This window comes from Pseudomonas putida (assembly GCF_028682395.1).
GTDB classification, from domain to species: Bacteria; Pseudomonadota; Gammaproteobacteria; order Pseudomonadales; family Pseudomonadaceae; genus Aquipseudomonas; species Aquipseudomonas putida_AB.
Genome location: NZ_JANHLC010000002.1, coordinates 1 through 14811 on the forward strand (window position 1 = coordinate 1; position 14811 = coordinate 14811).

General features: G+C 59.7%; 14 protein-coding genes and 1 pseudogene. 7 read left to right on the plus strand and 8 right to left on the minus strand.

Going from position 1 to position 14811, the window contains the following annotated elements:
* From NPS46_RS05355 to NPS46_RS05365, 3 genes and pseudogenes are all read left to right on the plus strand, one after another.
* Positions 1-583: pseudogene (locus NPS46_RS05355) on the plus strand (type IV pilus secretin PilQ); the annotation flags it as partial.
* Between the two features lie 10 nt (positions 584-593).
* On the plus strand, positions 594-779 hold the full coding sequence (locus NPS46_RS05360; RefSeq protein WP_274105401.1) for a hypothetical protein: 186 nt from the start codon (positions 594-596) through the stop codon (positions 777-779).
* Positions 780-880: 101 nt separating this feature from the next.
* Entirely contained in the window at positions 881-1606 is a 726-nt protein-coding gene (locus NPS46_RS05365; protein WP_274105402.1) for a hypothetical protein, read from the plus strand.
* A gap of 462 nt (positions 1607-2068) precedes the next feature.
* On the opposite strand, the gene NPS46_RS05370 is transcribed toward NPS46_RS05365, so the two are convergent.
* From NPS46_RS05370 to NPS46_RS05400, 7 genes are all read right to left on the minus strand, one after another.
* A complete protein-coding gene (locus tag NPS46_RS05370; RefSeq protein ID WP_274105403.1) occupies positions 2069-2539 on the minus strand; it encodes a hypothetical protein in 471 nt (156 codons plus the stop codon).
* A 489-nt stretch (positions 2540-3028) separates the two neighbouring features.
* The gene (locus NPS46_RS05375) at positions 3029-3679 is read right to left on the minus strand and encodes a dTMP kinase (RefSeq protein ID WP_274105404.1); all 651 of its coding nucleotides are present in this window, start codon (positions 3677-3679) and stop codon (positions 3029-3031) included.
* A 183-nt stretch (positions 3680-3862) separates the two neighbouring features.
* Positions 3863-4462: a PqiC family protein gene (locus tag NPS46_RS05380; RefSeq protein ID WP_274106009.1), complete on the minus strand. Its 600-nt coding sequence runs from the start codon at positions 4460-4462 to the stop codon at positions 3863-3865.
* 5 nt (positions 4463-4467) lie between these two features.
* Positions 4468-6141, minus strand: a complete 1674-nt coding sequence (locus NPS46_RS05385; protein WP_274105405.1) for an intermembrane transport protein PqiB — start codon at positions 6139-6141, stop codon at positions 4468-4470.
* Positions 6134-6748 carry a paraquat-inducible protein A gene (locus tag NPS46_RS05390; RefSeq protein ID WP_274105406.1) on the minus strand — a complete coding sequence of 205 codons (615 nt, stop codon included), beginning with the start codon at positions 6746-6748 and terminating at the stop codon, positions 6134-6136. Before NPS46_RS05390 ends, NPS46_RS05385 begins: the two co-directional genes overlap by 8 nt.
* Positions 6745-7356, minus strand: a complete 612-nt coding sequence (locus NPS46_RS05395; protein ID WP_274106011.1) for a paraquat-inducible protein A — start codon at positions 7354-7356, stop codon at positions 6745-6747. The genes NPS46_RS05390 and NPS46_RS05395 overlap by 4 nt, the downstream gene beginning before the upstream one ends.
* Before the next feature lie 313 nt (positions 7357-7669).
* On the minus strand, positions 7670-8623 hold the full coding sequence (locus NPS46_RS05400; RefSeq protein WP_274105407.1) for a LysR family transcriptional regulator: 954 nt from the start codon (positions 8621-8623) through the stop codon (positions 7670-7672).
* A gap of 144 nt (positions 8624-8767) precedes the next feature.
* Here NPS46_RS05400 and NPS46_RS05405 point away from each other — a divergent pair, with 144 nt between their 5' ends.
* From NPS46_RS05405 to NPS46_RS05415, 3 genes are all read left to right on the plus strand, one after another.
* Positions 8768-10174, plus strand: coding sequence for an MFS transporter (locus tag NPS46_RS05405; RefSeq protein WP_274105408.1), 1407 nt, complete (start codon positions 8768-8770; stop codon positions 10172-10174).
* Positions 10175-10288: 114 nt separating this feature from the next.
* On the plus strand, positions 10289-11623 hold the full coding sequence (locus NPS46_RS05410) for an amidohydrolase (RefSeq protein WP_274105409.1): 1335 nt from the start codon (positions 10289-10291) through the stop codon (positions 11621-11623).
* Positions 11624-11787: 164 nt separating this feature from the next.
* Positions 11788-13113, plus strand: coding sequence for an OprD family outer membrane porin (locus tag NPS46_RS05415; RefSeq protein WP_274105410.1), 1326 nt, complete (start codon positions 11788-11790; stop codon positions 13111-13113).
* Between the two features lie 59 nt (positions 13114-13172).
* Here NPS46_RS05415 and NPS46_RS05420 read toward each other — a convergent pair whose 3' ends face one another.
* Entirely contained in the window at positions 13173-13613 is a 441-nt protein-coding gene (locus NPS46_RS05420; RefSeq protein WP_274106013.1) for a nuclear transport factor 2 family protein, read from the minus strand.
* 306 nt (positions 13614-13919) lie between these two features.
* On the opposite strand from NPS46_RS05420, the gene yghX reads away from it, so the two are divergent.
* Entirely contained in the window at positions 13920-14807 is an 888-nt protein-coding gene (gene yghX / locus NPS46_RS05425; RefSeq protein ID WP_274105411.1) for a YghX family hydrolase, read from the plus strand.
* The last annotated feature ends 4 nt before the right edge of the window (positions 14808-14811 follow it).

Genomic DNA, 14811 nt, shown 5'->3' on the forward strand with positions numbered 1-14811 from the left:
AATTTCTAACGCGGGGATTGGATTTGTTTCAAGCGCGTTTATTCTGGATTTAGAATTGGCAGCGATGGAGAAGGGTGGTTACGGCAAAGTTATCTCACGTCCGCGAGTCTTTGCCTCCGACCGGCAGCAGGCTCGAATCGTTAAAGGCTCTGAGGTTCCTTACCAGCAAGCCGCCGGTGATGGTGCGACATCTGTTTCCTTTAAAGAGGCCGCGCTGTCCCTTGATGTAACACCTTCGATTGATGAAACCGGGGTCTTACTGGACGTGAAATTAGCCAAGGACGAGCCTGATTTTTCCAATGCCATCAATGGTGTTCCGCCGATCAAAACAGCGTCGTTGACGTCTAAGGTTCGCGTTCGTTTGGGTTCAACCATCGCTCTAGGCGGTGTGTATTCAACCACTGAACACGTCCAAGAGCATCGAGTGCCGGGGTTGGCTTCGATTCCTTATCTGGGCCGAATTTTCCGTTACAGCACGAAATCCAGCGGTACGTCCGAGTTGATTCTATTCATCACACCGACGTTAATTCCTTCTATTGACGTGGCCCAGGTACAGGACTTAAGAAGTAGACAACCTCAATAGGCCAACGCAAATGACCAGCAAAAAGCCGCTAAAACCATTTGATCCAGTCATGCATCTGGACAACGAAAACGTCATTCGTGAGTATCTGAAGCTGGCCCGCAATGATCCAGATCCGCAGGTTTATCAGCAGGCTTTGGAGAACGTCGCAAAGGCAGAAGAAGCCGCGTGGTTGAATGCGCCGGCTGTTGGACGTTAGCTTGAAGGGTGGCCATCGAAGGATTCAGGAAAGCCCTATAATATAACTAAACTAAACAACCATTTAGTTTAGTTATTACTCAATCATATAAAGGAGTGTGCATGATTTACCAAGGGAAGGCTGATCTAACGTTTCGTGCCACCGGCGTTAAGCCTCCGTCTGAGCTGTCGCTTGGCGATCATTCTGTTGCGATTGAACTTGCTCTTCATCGCTTTCGGATCACTACCGTTATGCCCTTGACCACCGACTCTTTTACGCATGTTGATGCGGTTTATGGTGGACACACTCATCGTTATCTCATCGACGGAGCAACCCATTTTGGTAGTCAGTTATCGTTCCTTTGTACCCCCATTTACAAGGCACATTTGCCTAGTATTCAGGTTGTGAGTGAGGCTCGTGATTTCCTCAATGCTGCTTTGTTGCTTGAGCAAGAGGGGCTGCGCGGAAACAGTGATTTGCTACTGCCTGCGGCCATGAATGCTGGCCTGGCATCAGAGCAATACTTGAAGTCTTTCCTTGTCGAAACTGACCCTGACTGTCCGAGCTTCGTTCGTCTCAGCAAGCACGTTAAGGGTGACAAGCACGACCTGGTCAAGCTTTACGAGCAAATCCCGCCGGCATTGAGGCAACAGTTAGATGCCGTTTCTGAAAGCATCGAACCTGGTTTTCCTCTGGAGGCAAGGATCCAGGCCTGTTCAGTGCTTTTCACCAAAGCTCGCTACGGCTATGAGGCTGACTCGCTCAAGGTTTTACGGTCTGAAGTTTTTGAACTGGCACCGCATCTGGACAAGGTCCTGACCGAGATGACCGGTGTTGTTTCTGCCTAGGATCTGGCGAACGGCTGAGGCCAAGGCATTCCCGCGAAAAACGCAGCGCGGGCTGGCTTCAAATCTGACCACCAGAGCATCCCAGACCTCTATAGGACGATTCGCATAATGTATATTATGTTAAATAAAATGCCATGTCATAAATGTTCATGTGCTTCGTAAGACTCTGATTCGATTGATACCCATTACGCCCTAAATACGCGATGCCTAGCGATCACTTCAGCTGTCCGCTGCTCCCGCATTTTCAGAAGGCTAAGACTCATCTTAAGTTCCAAAACGCTCATTAGACCCCCTCATTGCTGGTGATCAGGTATGAAGGTCTTAGACTATTTAAGTTAAGACAAGCTCCTCTCTGAGGTCGGAGCTCGCTGGGTAGTCTGTGGCTCTGGTTTTCGAGACAACCTGAAGTCAGTTCAAGAAAGGTTATTTTCAGCGCTATTGCTTGAACAGCCCAACTACAGGCTACATACCGCTAACTGGAAAGGCCACGATTTCCGCGGTCACTCGTTCTATCTGAGCTTTCATGGTCGGGCTGGAGCTCACCAGATCTGCTGCCCGCTGTGCGGCTCCTTCTGTTGTGTAGCCTTTGGCATCCTGCCGCGATGTAGAAATGGTGATTTTCTTACCGGCACTCATGAGGTAATGAATGCGGTCTGCTGGCCGTTCAAGAGTCACCTTGACTATCCAGCTACCGCCCTTAGCTTTGACGATGGATTCGAGCCTTTCATAATCAAGTGTTCCCTCATCATCCTCGATGATGCGAACCGGTGCAGCCAGAGCAAACTTGCGCCTATTTGCTGCTGCCCATGCTTCTTTCTCGGTTTCGTAACGGATCGCAGAGTCGATAGAGAAATGCCACACACTCGGAGCAGTTTGGACCAAAAAACCTTCCTCCAAATCGCTTAAGACCGAATAACCGATGGTTTTTGGCATACCGAACTAACTCCTTTCGTTGTCGGTGAATTTTGTAGAAATTGCGGCGTGGATAGCCGGGGGCTTGCTGTAGCTCATAGGCTACCGGCTGAGCTAAAGCCTAAACTGGCCTCGCGACGCCAAAATTTAGTGGCCCATCCAGCCTGACGAAAAACTTACTGATCACCTCACGTCGGCACATCGGACTCTAAGTCTTCGTAGATCGGGTTCGCCCGTTTGTTGTTCCTAGTGAACAATAGGCTATGTACATCCATCAATCAAAATTCATGGAAATATATTTATTAACAATGAGTTATGCTATTTATGAACAAAATACATGGCCCGTAAGTTAAATAGCGTACTGCGACTTTCAGTAAGGTCTTGTGTCCAATGTCACTATGAATCGCCCCGGACTCTCTAGTCACCTTGCAAGCTCAAGGCCTGAATGCTGTTCACCTTTGGCCACGTCTGAATCACATGAATATCTTCATGACGAGTTCCGCTTGCACATCAAACGGGAGCTGGGCTCAGGCAGGAATTACCCTCTAACCCATAAATCCCAGAAACCACCTGCATCGTTGCCTCTTCAATCGTTCGTTCATTACGGCATAACATCCAGCCGTGATCGGCAATTGCTTGCTCGAACGCGGTGGTACAAGCGTCATGTTCTTCCAGCTCACGGATCACCGTGCTGCCCAGGCCGCGGGACCGTGCCGCTGCCCTCCTCCATGATATTTCAGGGGCGGTGACGACCCCAACATGCAGGTCTGGCACTCGCACGTTTCGTTCAATGTTCAGCTGTAGAATTTCTGCAAACGAGACTATCCGGCGAAACGCCGCATCGGACGGGTACCAGCGATCGATCAGGATGATGCTGTCCGTGGGCTGTTTAGTCAGTACGTGCCGGGAGATCCAGGCTCGGCTCTCAGCCAGGCGCTCACAAACTTGCCATTCCAGATCCCGGTCGAGATCCCGGTCAGGATTTCTGACGAGTTTGTTTACAAGCGCCATGGTTTCACCCCTGAAGGGATCACTTTTTTTCTCGCAAAGTCGGATGACCTTTTTATGGTCAGCCCTCAGTACTTTGGTAATGGCTTCCAACAGTGTGGTTTTTCCGGCGCCCTTGGGGCCATCCAGTGATACAAACAGCGGGCGATTCATTTTTCATCTATTTATTGAAGTGCGGTTTTTTTGCCCTGTTCGCTGCAGGAAGCGCTTGGCCCGGTGGCTGTGCGAATCGAGTTGCGTACCCTCTGAACAGGTATTGATGAGCACTCTAACGTGGTTTTTGGCCAATAGGTCGCAAAATCCAGGGTTATAGCCGTTGATAAACAACGCCCCGGATCATGGACACGTCACTGGCCCATTCTGGGCAAAGCGCTGTACGGCCGGGGCGATCTGGCTGGCCAGTTGTTCAATCGCCTGCTGGTGGGCCAGTACCACCTGCGCCACCCCGGCACCAGCCGGTTGGCGGATCACGCTGCTGCAGGTCAGGCTGCGGCGCGCCTCTCCTGCCTGGCGCCGGCTGATGCTCCACACCACATCGACCAGTGCGTAGTGCCCCGGCACGGAGTCGAAACGGCGGACATCGGTCTGTAGTGATACAACCGGCAGATTCGCCGCCTTGGGCAGCCCTGCCACATCACGTACCCCCAGCTTGCGCTCCATTGCGCCGCTCAAGGCATCGTGGAACTCGTCGGCCAACGGTGCGCTCCAGCGCTCGGTTTCCAGGATGGCCAGGGAGCCATTGCTCTCACGCACCACCACCTGTGGCTGGTCGGCCTGCACCGGGATACGCACCGGTTGCATCGCAAACTGAAAAGCCGCCACGGTGCGCGGGGGGCTGACATCACTGGCCGGAACCAAGGTGTAGTAATGCGTCGGGGCCGATGTGCAGGCCGCAAGACCCAATGTGGCAAACACCGCCAGATGGCGAAGGATCATGGCGCTCATTGCTGCTCGATCTCACGTGAAGATGAAGGCGATGACTTGAAGCTGTCAGGCTCCTTGTCCCGGGTGCGGCCACGGATCAATGCTTCGGGATGGCGGCCCAGGAAGTCGCTCAGGACCCGGACCGAACGCGCGGTACGCTGCATTTCTTCCAGGGCCTGACCCAACTGTTGGCGCTGTGGCGAGTCTTCGCCCAGGCTCTCGTGGGCTTCTGCCAGGGTGTTTTTTGCCTGTTCCAGGGTGCTGCGCATCTCGGGCAGGACGCTGCCATTGACCTGTTTGAGGGTCTTTTGCAGTTCGCTCAGGCTGCCATTGAGGTTGGCGGCGATCTGATCGGTCGGCAACTTGCTGAATTTCTCGACGATCCCTTCCAGTTGCTGCTGCAATTTGTCCAGGCTCCCCGGCACGGTCGGGAGCTGCGCCGGCCGCGCGCTGGGGTCGTAGACCACGGGCTTGGCACCCGGAATAAAATCCAGGGCGATATACAGTTGGCCGGTCAGCAGGTTGCCGGTCCGGGCCTGGGCTCGCAGGCCATGCTTGACCAGCTCCGCGATGATTTTTTCGCCCCGGGCTTCCTCATCGGCGCCCGGTTCTTTCAGTAGTTTTTCGTGGGCCTTGCCCAGCCGATTCGGGTAGATAACCACGCCGACCAGCGTCGGGAAGTCCTTGCTCACCGGGTCGAAGTCCAGGTCGACCGACACCACTCGCCCGATCGCCACACCATTGAATTCCACTGGCGCGCCCACCACCAGGCCGCGCAAAGGCTGGTAGAAACGCATCTGGATAAAGCGCCCCGGGCCGTCGGGAGGCGCCAGTGCCGACTCCTGGTCGACAAACAGGGTGAAGGCCGTATCGGCCTGGGCCAGCTGCGGATTGGGACTGTACTTGGGCTCGACGAACGCAATACCGCCTGCGAGGATCGAGGCCACGGATTGGGTATTCACTTTCAGCCCCCCCGCAGTCAGGCTGACATCGACCCCGCTGGCATTCCAGAAACGGGTGTTGGTGATCACAAATTGGTCGTACGGCGCATTGATAAAAATCTGCACATCCAAGCCCTTGCCGTCCTTCGATAAGGCGTAGGAGACCACCTGACCGACCGGGATTCGCCGGTAATAGACAGTGGAGCCCACATCCAGCGAGCCCAGGTCCTCGGTGCGCAGGATGAATCGCGTGCCCTTTTCGCCATAGGTGATCGGCGGCGGGGTTTCCAGGCCGACAAACCGGTCGACCACCCTGCCCGACACCCCGGCGTCCGCGCCGACAAAGCCGCCGGACAGCAAGGTATCGACACCCGAGACGCCGCCGGCGCCAATGCGCGGCCGTACGACCCAGAAGCGTGAATCCTCGACGGCAAAGGATCGGGCCGTGCCGTCGAGTTCGACAATGGCTTCGACATGGCTGCGGTCGTCGCTCAGGGTGATGGTCGTGACTTTGCCGATCACCACGTTCTTGTATTTGACCTGGGTCTTGTTCGCCTCCAGCCCTTGCGCCGTGAGGAAACTGATGGTGATTTGTGGACCCGCCGTCCTGGCGTTGTGGACCAGCATCGAGACCCCTACCAGCGCCGCGACAATGGGCACCAGCCAGACCAGGGAGATATTCCACCGCCGCCGCTTGACCTCGGGGGGGCCGGGCGTGGGGGGCACTGGGGGGTGGGGTTGTTCAGGCATCGTTGACCTCTGTGTCCCAGATCAGTCGAGGGTCGAAGCTCATGGCGGCAAACATCGTCATGACCACGACCAAACCAAAAAACAGGATGCCCATGCGCGGGTCGATGGAACTGAGCGAGCGAAACTGCACCAGCGCGGCAATCAACGCGACCACCAGCACATCGAGCATCGACCAGTAGCCGACCAGCTCGACCATCCGGTAGAGCTTGGCACGCTCGCGTTGCGCCCAGCGGCTACGGCGCTGGCAGGTCACCAGCAACACCCCCAGCACCAGGAACTTCATGCACGGCACCGCGACGCTGGCGATAAATATGACCAGCGCCAAGTCCCATTCCCCGGCGTTCCAGAACACCATGATTCCGCTGAAGATGGTGTCTTCACTGCCGCTGCCGAAGATATTGGTGTGCATCACTGGCATGAGATTAGCCGGAATATAAAAAATCAGGCCGGCCATCAGAAACGCCCAGGTTCGCGCCAGGCTATTGGGCTTGCGCCGATGCACAGCGGCGGCGCAGCGCGGGCAATCGTGGGCGTCCAACGCGCAGGCCGCGCCACAGGTATGACACAACGCCAGGTTCAGCTCGACGGCATAAGGTGGCAGGCTCACGAGATCACCCCGTCGAGGTCATCCCACAGGCGACGGATGCCTCGGCCGGAAATCAGGATCAACAGCACCGTCAGCATGGCCAGTGCCCAGAGGCCCAGGCCGGGATGGACATCGAGCATGCCCGCCAGCTTGATAATAGCCACCATAATGCCCAGCAGGCACACCTCCAGCATGCTCCAGGGGCGTAGGTGTTCCAGGGCACGCATGCAGGCCTTGAAGCCCGGTGCCGCGCGGCCGTTCAAGGCGAACAGCAGCAGCCAGCACAGCAGGATGATCTGCAGCATCGGCGCGAGGATAATGGCCAGCCCGACTACCGCGGCGATCACGCTGATCTGCCCCTGGGCCAGGGCCTGGACCGACTGCAATAACGTCGTTTCGTTGCTCAGGCCCTGCAGGCTGATGGAGATCACCGGGAAGGCATTGGCGAAGACAAACAGCAGCGCGGCGCTGATCGACAGGGCCAGGAGCTGCTGCAGGCTCATCGGCCCGCCCCGCGCGAGAATCGCTTCACAACGCAAGCAGCGCGCCACCTGCCCCTTGGCCAATGGAACCGGGGTATACACCGAGTCGCAATGCTCGCAGATGATCCATTGGGACGTTGATGACATAGGCGCGATAGGGGCGTGAAACACACCCATTCCCTTGAACAGTGCACGATTATCCGGGCCGGATAACCGCTGGCCGGTGAGCCCCTCTGATCATAGACGAGTGTGGGAAAATCGATGGCGGCAAGCACCCTGCTCCCTCACTGGCGGGCACCCTCGCCCGCCTATGTGCCCTGCCTTGACCACCGGCCCAGCATCAGCGCAATGGCGCCCGGATTGAGCTGGGCTGCACGGACGAGCGCCACCCCCGCGGGTTATGTATCTCGGTCTGGTTGCGCCGCGACACGGCCTGACGCCCAGGCCGCAGGCCGCGCCGTCAAATCAACAGTTCCAGGGTATCGAACAACCGGACATCCTCCGGGCGCGTCGAGCGTGCACGGCGGCGCAGGACCTGGAACATGCATTCGACAAAACACTGGGCTGCCACGCCCATCTGGGCGTTGCGCGGGGTGACGATACCGATGGTGTCGGTGGCAAACTCCTCGACCAGCTCCAGACGCCTGGCCCGTTCACGGTAGTACGGCACCGTGAGCACCGGCTCCGGGAAGTAGCTGAGCATGTCGGTCTGCTCGACCATGGACAGGGTCAGTTGCGGTGATTGCGCGCGGTGGATGTGCTGCATATCGATCTGCGCGCCGTGTTGCCAGAACAGCTCGTTCATCAGGAAGTCGTAACCGATGTCCGGGTAATTGACGACCCAGTCTTGCTCCACCAGGTCGTGGATCGAGCGGCAGTCGCGCAGTGGGTGATCGTGGCGCGACACCACTGCCATCCGGTACGAGAGTATCTGCTCGCTGGCATACTCCGGGCGCGGCAGCAGGGACGACACCAGCCCCACCGCCAGTTCCATGGTGCCATCGCGCAAGCGTGGCAGGGTCACTGCCATCAACCCTTCGAAGACTTCCAGGCGCACTCGCGGCATCCGTTGGCGGAACAATGTCACGACCTCCGGCAACAGGGTCATGCCCATCCATGGCGAGATACCGAGGCACAGATTGCCCTGGGCCTGGTCGCTCAGGTGCGCGAGTTCCAGTTGGGCCCGTTCGAGCTGGTTGAGCATCTGGCGCGCATGCTGCAGGAGCGACTGGCCGTAGCCAGTCAACACCACACCACTGGCATTGCGCATCAGCAATGGCAATTGCAGCCCTTCCTCCAGCTCGCGCAGGGCCTTGGCCACCGCCGTTTGCGAAATACCCAGTTGGCGCGCCGCCGCTCGAATGCTGCCACAGTCGGCAATCATCACCAGCGCGCGCAGTTGATGCAGCTTCATCCACGACTCCAGACACCGGGGGTGTAAACCTATGGTTTTCAGCCCCGCTTTTTTGCGACTGCCGCAGCACTCGCCAACTCATTAGGATCGCCAGGGTATCAGCCCAACACTCGAAAACGACTAATAAAAACGAGGAAAAAGCGGATGGTCAATCTGCCTGCGCTGCCCGGTATTCGCGCGCTCGAAGAAGATCTGATCGCTCGGCGCAGCCCTGCGCAATCGAGCGTCAATGCGTTCGCCAACACGCCCGCTTCTGGCCTTTTTGCCTGTACCCAGCCGGCTACTGTGCCCTGCCCGCCCCTGGGTGCCCGCGCCATCGCCGCTATCACCCTCGGCTCCGGCCTGGAGTTCTACGATTTTTGTGTCTACAGCTTTTTCGCCACGCTGATTGGGCGCCTGTTTTTCCCGGTCGAAACTGCCCAGGGGCAGTTACTGCTGGCCCTGGCGACCTTTGGCGTTGGCTTCGGTATGCGCCCGGTCGGCGGCCTGGTGCTCGGTGCCTATGCGGACCGGGTCGGGCGCAAACCGGCGATGTTGCTGACGCTCTGGCTGATGGCGCTGGCCTCGCTGGTATTCGCCCTCACCCCGACCTATGCCCAGATCGGCATCGCTGCGCCGTTGATCATGGTGCTGGCGCGGCTGGTGCAGGGGTTTGCCATCGGCGGCGCAGTCGGCACCTCGACCACCCTGCTGCTGGAATACGCCGACAACGGCAATCGTGGGTTCTACGGTAGCTGGCAGGTGTTCAGCCAAGGTCTGAGCTTTCTACTGGGCGCCATGATGGCCCTGCTTCTGAGCGCGTCCCTGTCGCCCGAGGCCCTGCAAAGCTGGGGGTGGCGCCTGCCCTTCGTGCTGGGGCTCCTGGTGATTCCGGTCAGCACCTATATGCGTCGTCACCTCAAGGAAACCGTGGCCGAATCAGCACGCGGTCGCCAGCCGGCTCTCAGCCTGCGCTTGATGCTGACTCACTATCGCCAGCGAATATTCAGTGGTGCATTGCTGGTCATCGGTGGCACGGCGTCCAGCTATATCGTGCTGGACTATCTGACCAACTACAGCGTCACGGTCCTGCACCTGCCCATCAGCACGGGGATGGCCGCCGTCTGTCTGGCGGTCCTGGTGCAGATCGGCCTGGCGGTGCGCGTCGGCCGGCTCAGCGATCGTATCGGCCGGCGGCGCACCATCGCCTTGGGCTGCGTGCCCATGCTGCTGTTGATCTACCCGATCTTCATGCTGATGAACCACTTGCCGACGCTGACCACGCTGGTGCTCGTCTCGGTGCTCGCGACCTTGCCGGTGGTGCTGATGACCGTGCCGACCCTGGTGCTGGTCGCGGAGCTGTTCCCTCGGGCGATTCGGGCCACCGGCCTGTCGTTGGTCTACTGCCTGGGTGTCTCGGTGTTCGGCGGCTTCGCGCAGTTTTTCGCCACCGGCCTGATCGGCCTGACCGGCAACAACAACGCCCCGGCGCTGTACGTCATGGTGTGCCTGTGCTGCACCCTTGCCGGCCTGGCACTGGTCAAGGAAACCGCCGGCCAGCCCCTCGACTAGCCCGCCTTTCGAATCACGCTTCACCCCTGTGACAAACGACCGGCTGCACGCGCTTCGCGTGCCGCGACGGCCGAGCTTTGCCCCTAAAAAACCATACTGCCATGGATATCCACGATGAAAGTAGCTGCCCCCCTGTGCCTTGCGGTTCTCACTTCGCTGTCCTGCGCCATGAGCCAGGCGGCCGATAACCGCTGGGTCGATCCGGCCGTCGCCGCGGTCAACCAGCAGGTGATTGACCTGCGCCACACCATTCACCAGAACCCCGAGCTGGGCAACGTCGAGTTCAAGACCGCGGCTCTGGTCGCCAAACACCTCAAGGCACTGGGCATCGATGTGCGCACCGGCGTGGGCAAGACCGGCGTAGTCGGCGTGCTCAAGGGCGGCAAGCCGGGGCCGGTGATCGCGCTGCGCGCCGATATGGATGCATTGCCGGTGAAGGAACTGACCGGCTTGCCGTTCGCCAGCAAGGCCGAAGGTGTGCGCCTGGGCAAGACCGTCCCGGTCATGCACGCCTGTGGCCATGACACCCACACCGCCATGCTGCTGGGCGCGGCCTCGGTCCTGGCCGAGCATCGCGACGAGATCGCCGGCACCGTGGTGTTCCTGTTCCAGCCCGCCGAGGAAGGCGCGGCCGACGTGGATGATTTCGACACCCAGGCGGTGATCGGCGCGCGCGCCATGATTCGCGACGGTGCGCTGGACTCGCCCAAGGTCGAGGCGGTGTTCGGGATTCACGTGATGTCGGGCTTCCCTACCGGGCACCTGTACTTCAAGTCGGGTTCGGTGCTCAACAGTGCCGATAACTTCCGCATCACCGTCAATGGCAAGCAGACCCACGGCGCCGCGCCATGGACCGGCGCAGACCCGATTGTCGCCAGCGCGAAAATCGTCGACGGCCTGCAAACCCTGATCAGCCGCCGCGTCGACTTGAGCAAGGGCATGGGCGTGATCACCGTGGGTGCCTTCAACGGCGGCAACGCCAGCAACATCATTCCCGAGTCGGTCATGCTCTCCGGCACCATCCGCACCAACGATGCCGGCATTCGCGAGACTATCCTGGAGAAAATGCCGACCCTGGTCAGCGGTATTGCCAGCGCCTACGAGGTCAAGGCCAACCTGGAAGTCATGCACTACGCGCCGGTTACCACCAACAACCCGGCCCTGACCGAAGCCATGGTCCCGGCGCTGGAGCTCGCGGCCCCGGGCAAGGTCGAACGCCTGCCGGCCTCGCTGTCGCCGAGCGAAGACTTCTCCCTCTATGCGCAGAAAGTCCCGGGCCTGTTCGTGTTCCTCGGCGCAACGCCAGCGGACCAGGACATGAACAAGGCCGCCAACAACCACAGCCCGCTCTTCGCCGTCGACGACGCCACCCTGGCTACCGGGGTCAAGGCCCATGTGCAGTTCGTTCTCAACTACCCGGCCTATGCCGGCTCGCGCACCCAGCCCTGAACCTGGGGCAGGCGCGCCCTCCGTTGACCGACGCCTCAGGGCACGGCGCAACGGAGGGCCTGTACACCCGGCGAGCGTTCGCCGGGGCAACAAGGCGCCCGGCTGCCAGGGCGCTCAATAATAAAAACAGGCGTTACAACGCCTCCACGTGCAAGAGAACCACTATGTTCAAGCTCAACAATCCATGGCCGCTCAGTTGCCTGGCGCTCGCTGTGTGCCCGCTGTTTGCCGTTGCCGACACTGCCGAAGGGTTTATCGAAGGCAGTCACTTGAACCTGGTCAACCGGGTGAACTTCCTCAATACCCAGGTCCAGGGCGATGGGCATGATCGGCGCCCCAACAACCGCCGTGACCCCAAGGACCTGTCCTACGGTTTGCAGGCGAACTTTTCCTCCGGCTTTACCCAGGGCACGCTGGGGATCGGGTTCGATGCCTTTGCCTACAGCGCTTTCAAGCTGGACGGCGGCGATGGCCACACCGGCTACGGCAATATCCAGGTCAACGACCGCGCCGAAGCCAAAGACACTTACGGCCGCGCGGGGGGCTCGATCAAGCTGCGCTACGGCCAGACTCAATTGCGCTTCGGTGAAATGCAGGTCACCAACCCGGTGTTCGCCACGGCAGACCCACGCTTGTTTCCCAGTACCGCCACGGGTATTCATCTGAGTAACCAGGACATTGCCGGGTTGCTGATCGAAGGTGGGCACTTCACCGCAGGCACGGAGCCGGCCTCTACCAGCCGTTCGGGCGAGCTGTGGGCCACCTATGCCAACGTCACCACGCGGGCGGTCGACTTCGCCGGTGGGCGCTACGCCATCAGCGATCACTGGAACATGAGCCTGTACGGCGCCAACTACGAAGACCTGTGGCGCCAGGCCTATGTGGGGACCGACTACGGCTGGGCAGTGGATGGCCAATCGCGGATCGATACCAGCTTCAACCTCTACCGTTCCCTGGATCAGGGCCAGGCCAAGGCTGGCGACATCAACACCACGGCGTTCTCGACGAAGGTGGCGTATACCCGGCTCAACCATAAACTGAGCCTGTCCTACCAACAGATCCATGGCGATACGCCTATGGACTACGTGGGGTTCGGCAACAACGGCTCGGGCTCGTTCGGCAACTCGATCTACCTGGACAACCCGGTGATGGTCTCGGACTTCAACGGTCCCAATGAAAAGTCCTGGCAGTTGCGCTACGACCTGGACATGGCGCCCTACGGCTACCCGGGCCTGAGCTTCATGGCCCGCTATGTCTACGGCTACGACATCAAGAGTTCATCCAACCCGCATTACCAGGGCTGGTCGGGCTTCGAGACCGCCGAGCACCAGGAGCGTGATCTCGAAGCCCGCTACGTGGTGCAAAGCGGCGTCGCCAAAGGCCTGCGGGTGCGCCTGCGCCAGGGCGTGCACAACGCCAAGCAGGGCCAGCCGGACGGTGACATCACCATGCATATCATTGCGCTGGAACTGCCGGTACAGATCTTCTGACCCGCTGGCTGCGGATGCCCACCCAGCATTCGCAGCCTTCTCCTGCGCGGCGTCCGGCCTCAGCTCCTAGCCTGGCCTTTACTGGCCGCCAGGTACGGGGCCAGGCGTTTTGCCATCTCCTCCCCCAGTGCCTGCAAGCCGCTGATGGGGCGAATCATGACTTCGAACTCAACGATCTTGCCCTGCTCGTTGAAGCGAATCATATCGATGCCCTTGAGCTGGCGGTCACCGACCCTGGCACTGAACTCCAGTACCACATTCAGGCCATCGGCGCTGGCCAACTCCCGGTGGTAGGCAAAGTCACTGAACACCTTGCTCACGGTATTGAGGATGGTCGACACCACGACCGCGCCCGGATAGGGACTGTGGGCCATGGGCGAGCGAAACACCGCCTGTGCGTCGAGCAACTCGGGCAATGCACTGAGGTCGTCACTGGCAATCATGCGATGCCAGCGTTGCAGCGACTCGGCTGCGAGGGGATGCAGTTTCAGCTCGGACATAGTAATACCCATCAGTGATCCATTGTTGTTATGAGTGACGGCTTCAACCCAACACGCGAGCCCCTTGCGGCTTAACGCTTGCAGTTCGTCCGACTTATCTTTGCAACGTCAACATAAGACCGGGCGCCAGCGGTAACAATGATCGCAAGCGACAAAAACCTGATCGAAACGAGCAGCGCCCTATCGCTCGCCCCGACTGGCCCGTCCGCCAGGGGCTGCTTTAATCATTCACGCCAGGCCGTGCTTGTCAGCCCTCCCGATCCAGACCCGGTGGGCGGCGCGGGCGCTCGATAAGGAAACGCACGGATGACCCGTCTGACTGCAAAAGACTTCTCCCCCGAACTGCTCGAACTGTATGACCACTATGTCCACGGCCAGATCAACCGGCGCGAATTTCTCGAACGGGCCACGGCCCTCACCTTCTGCGGCCTGGCGGCCACCAGCCTGCTGGCCTCGCTGAGCCCGGACTATGCCCTGGCGGAACAGGTGCCCTTTACCGACCCGGATATCCTGGCCGAATACATGACTTACCCGTCTCCCAGGGGCCATGGCCAGGTGCGCGGCTATCGGGTCCGCCCCGCGAAGGCCAGCGGCAAACTGCCGGCGGTCGTGGTGGTGCATGAGAATCGCGGGCTCAACCCCTATATCGAAGACGTCGCGCGCCGCCTGGCCAAGGCCGGCTTTATTGCCCTGGCCCCCGATGGGCTGTCCTCGGTCGGCGGTTACCCGGGCAACGATGACAAGGGGCGCGAGCTGCAAATGAGCGTCGACCCACAAAAGCTGATGAATGATTTTTTCGCCGCCATCGAATGGCTGCTCAAGGATCCGGCCACCACCGCCAAGGTCGGTATCGTCGGCTTCTGCTATGGCGGTGGCGTGGCGAATGCCGCCGCCGTGGCGTACCCCGAGCTGGGTGCTGCGGTGTCGTTTTACGGACGCCAGCCCGATGCCGCGGATGTGCCCCGGATCCAGGCGCCCCTGCTGATCCACTATGGCGAACTGGACACGCGCATCAACGAAGGCTGGCCCGCCTATGAGCAGGCGCTCAAGGCGGGCGGCAAGACCTATGAGGCCTATATCTACCCCGGTGCCAACCATGGCTTTCACAACGACTCCACCCCGCGTTACGACGAAGCCGCCGCCACGCTGGCCTGGGACCGGACACTGGGCTGGTTCAGGCGCTACCTGGTCTAGGAAG

What these genes read in the sequence shown, in the direction of transcription:
- NPS46_RS05360 (WP_274105401.1), top strand. Translation starts at nt 594, where the DNA reads ATGACCAGCAAAAAGCCGCTAAAACCATTTGATCCAGTCATGCATCTG.
- NPS46_RS05365 (WP_274105402.1), top strand. Translation starts at nt 881, where the DNA reads ATGATTTACCAAGGGAAGGCTGATCTAACGTTTCGTGCCACCGGCGTT.
- NPS46_RS05370 (WP_274105403.1), bottom strand. Translation starts at nt 2,539, where the DNA reads ATGCCAAAAACCATCGGTTATTCGGTCTTAAGCGATTTGGAGGAAGGT.
- NPS46_RS05375 (WP_274105404.1), bottom strand. Translation starts at nt 3,679, where the DNA reads ATGAATCGCCCGCTGTTTGTATCACTGGATGGCCCCAAGGGCGCCGGA.
- NPS46_RS05380 (WP_274106009.1), bottom strand. Translation starts at nt 4,462, where the DNA reads ATGATCCTTCGCCATCTGGCGGTGTTTGCCACATTGGGTCTTGCGGCC.
- NPS46_RS05385 (WP_274105405.1), bottom strand. Translation starts at nt 6,141, where the DNA reads ATGCCTGAACAACCCCACCCCCCAGTGCCCCCCACGCCCGGCCCCCCC.
- NPS46_RS05395 (WP_274106011.1), bottom strand. Translation starts at nt 7,356, where the DNA reads ATGTCATCAACGTCCCAATGGATCATCTGCGAGCATTGCGACTCGGTG.
- NPS46_RS05400 (WP_274105407.1), bottom strand. Translation starts at nt 8,623, where the DNA reads ATGAAGCTGCATCAACTGCGCGCGCTGGTGATGATTGCCGACTGTGGC.
- NPS46_RS05405 (WP_274105408.1), top strand. Translation starts at nt 8,768, where the DNA reads ATGGTCAATCTGCCTGCGCTGCCCGGTATTCGCGCGCTCGAAGAAGAT.
- NPS46_RS05410 (WP_274105409.1), top strand. Translation starts at nt 10,289, where the DNA reads ATGAAAGTAGCTGCCCCCCTGTGCCTTGCGGTTCTCACTTCGCTGTCC.
- NPS46_RS05415 (WP_274105410.1), top strand. Translation starts at nt 11,788, where the DNA reads ATGTTCAAGCTCAACAATCCATGGCCGCTCAGTTGCCTGGCGCTCGCT.
- NPS46_RS05420 (WP_274106013.1), bottom strand. Translation starts at nt 13,613, where the DNA reads ATGTCCGAGCTGAAACTGCATCCCCTCGCAGCCGAGTCGCTGCAACGC.
- yghX (WP_274105411.1), top strand. Translation starts at nt 13,920, where the DNA reads ATGACCCGTCTGACTGCAAAAGACTTCTCCCCCGAACTGCTCGAACTG.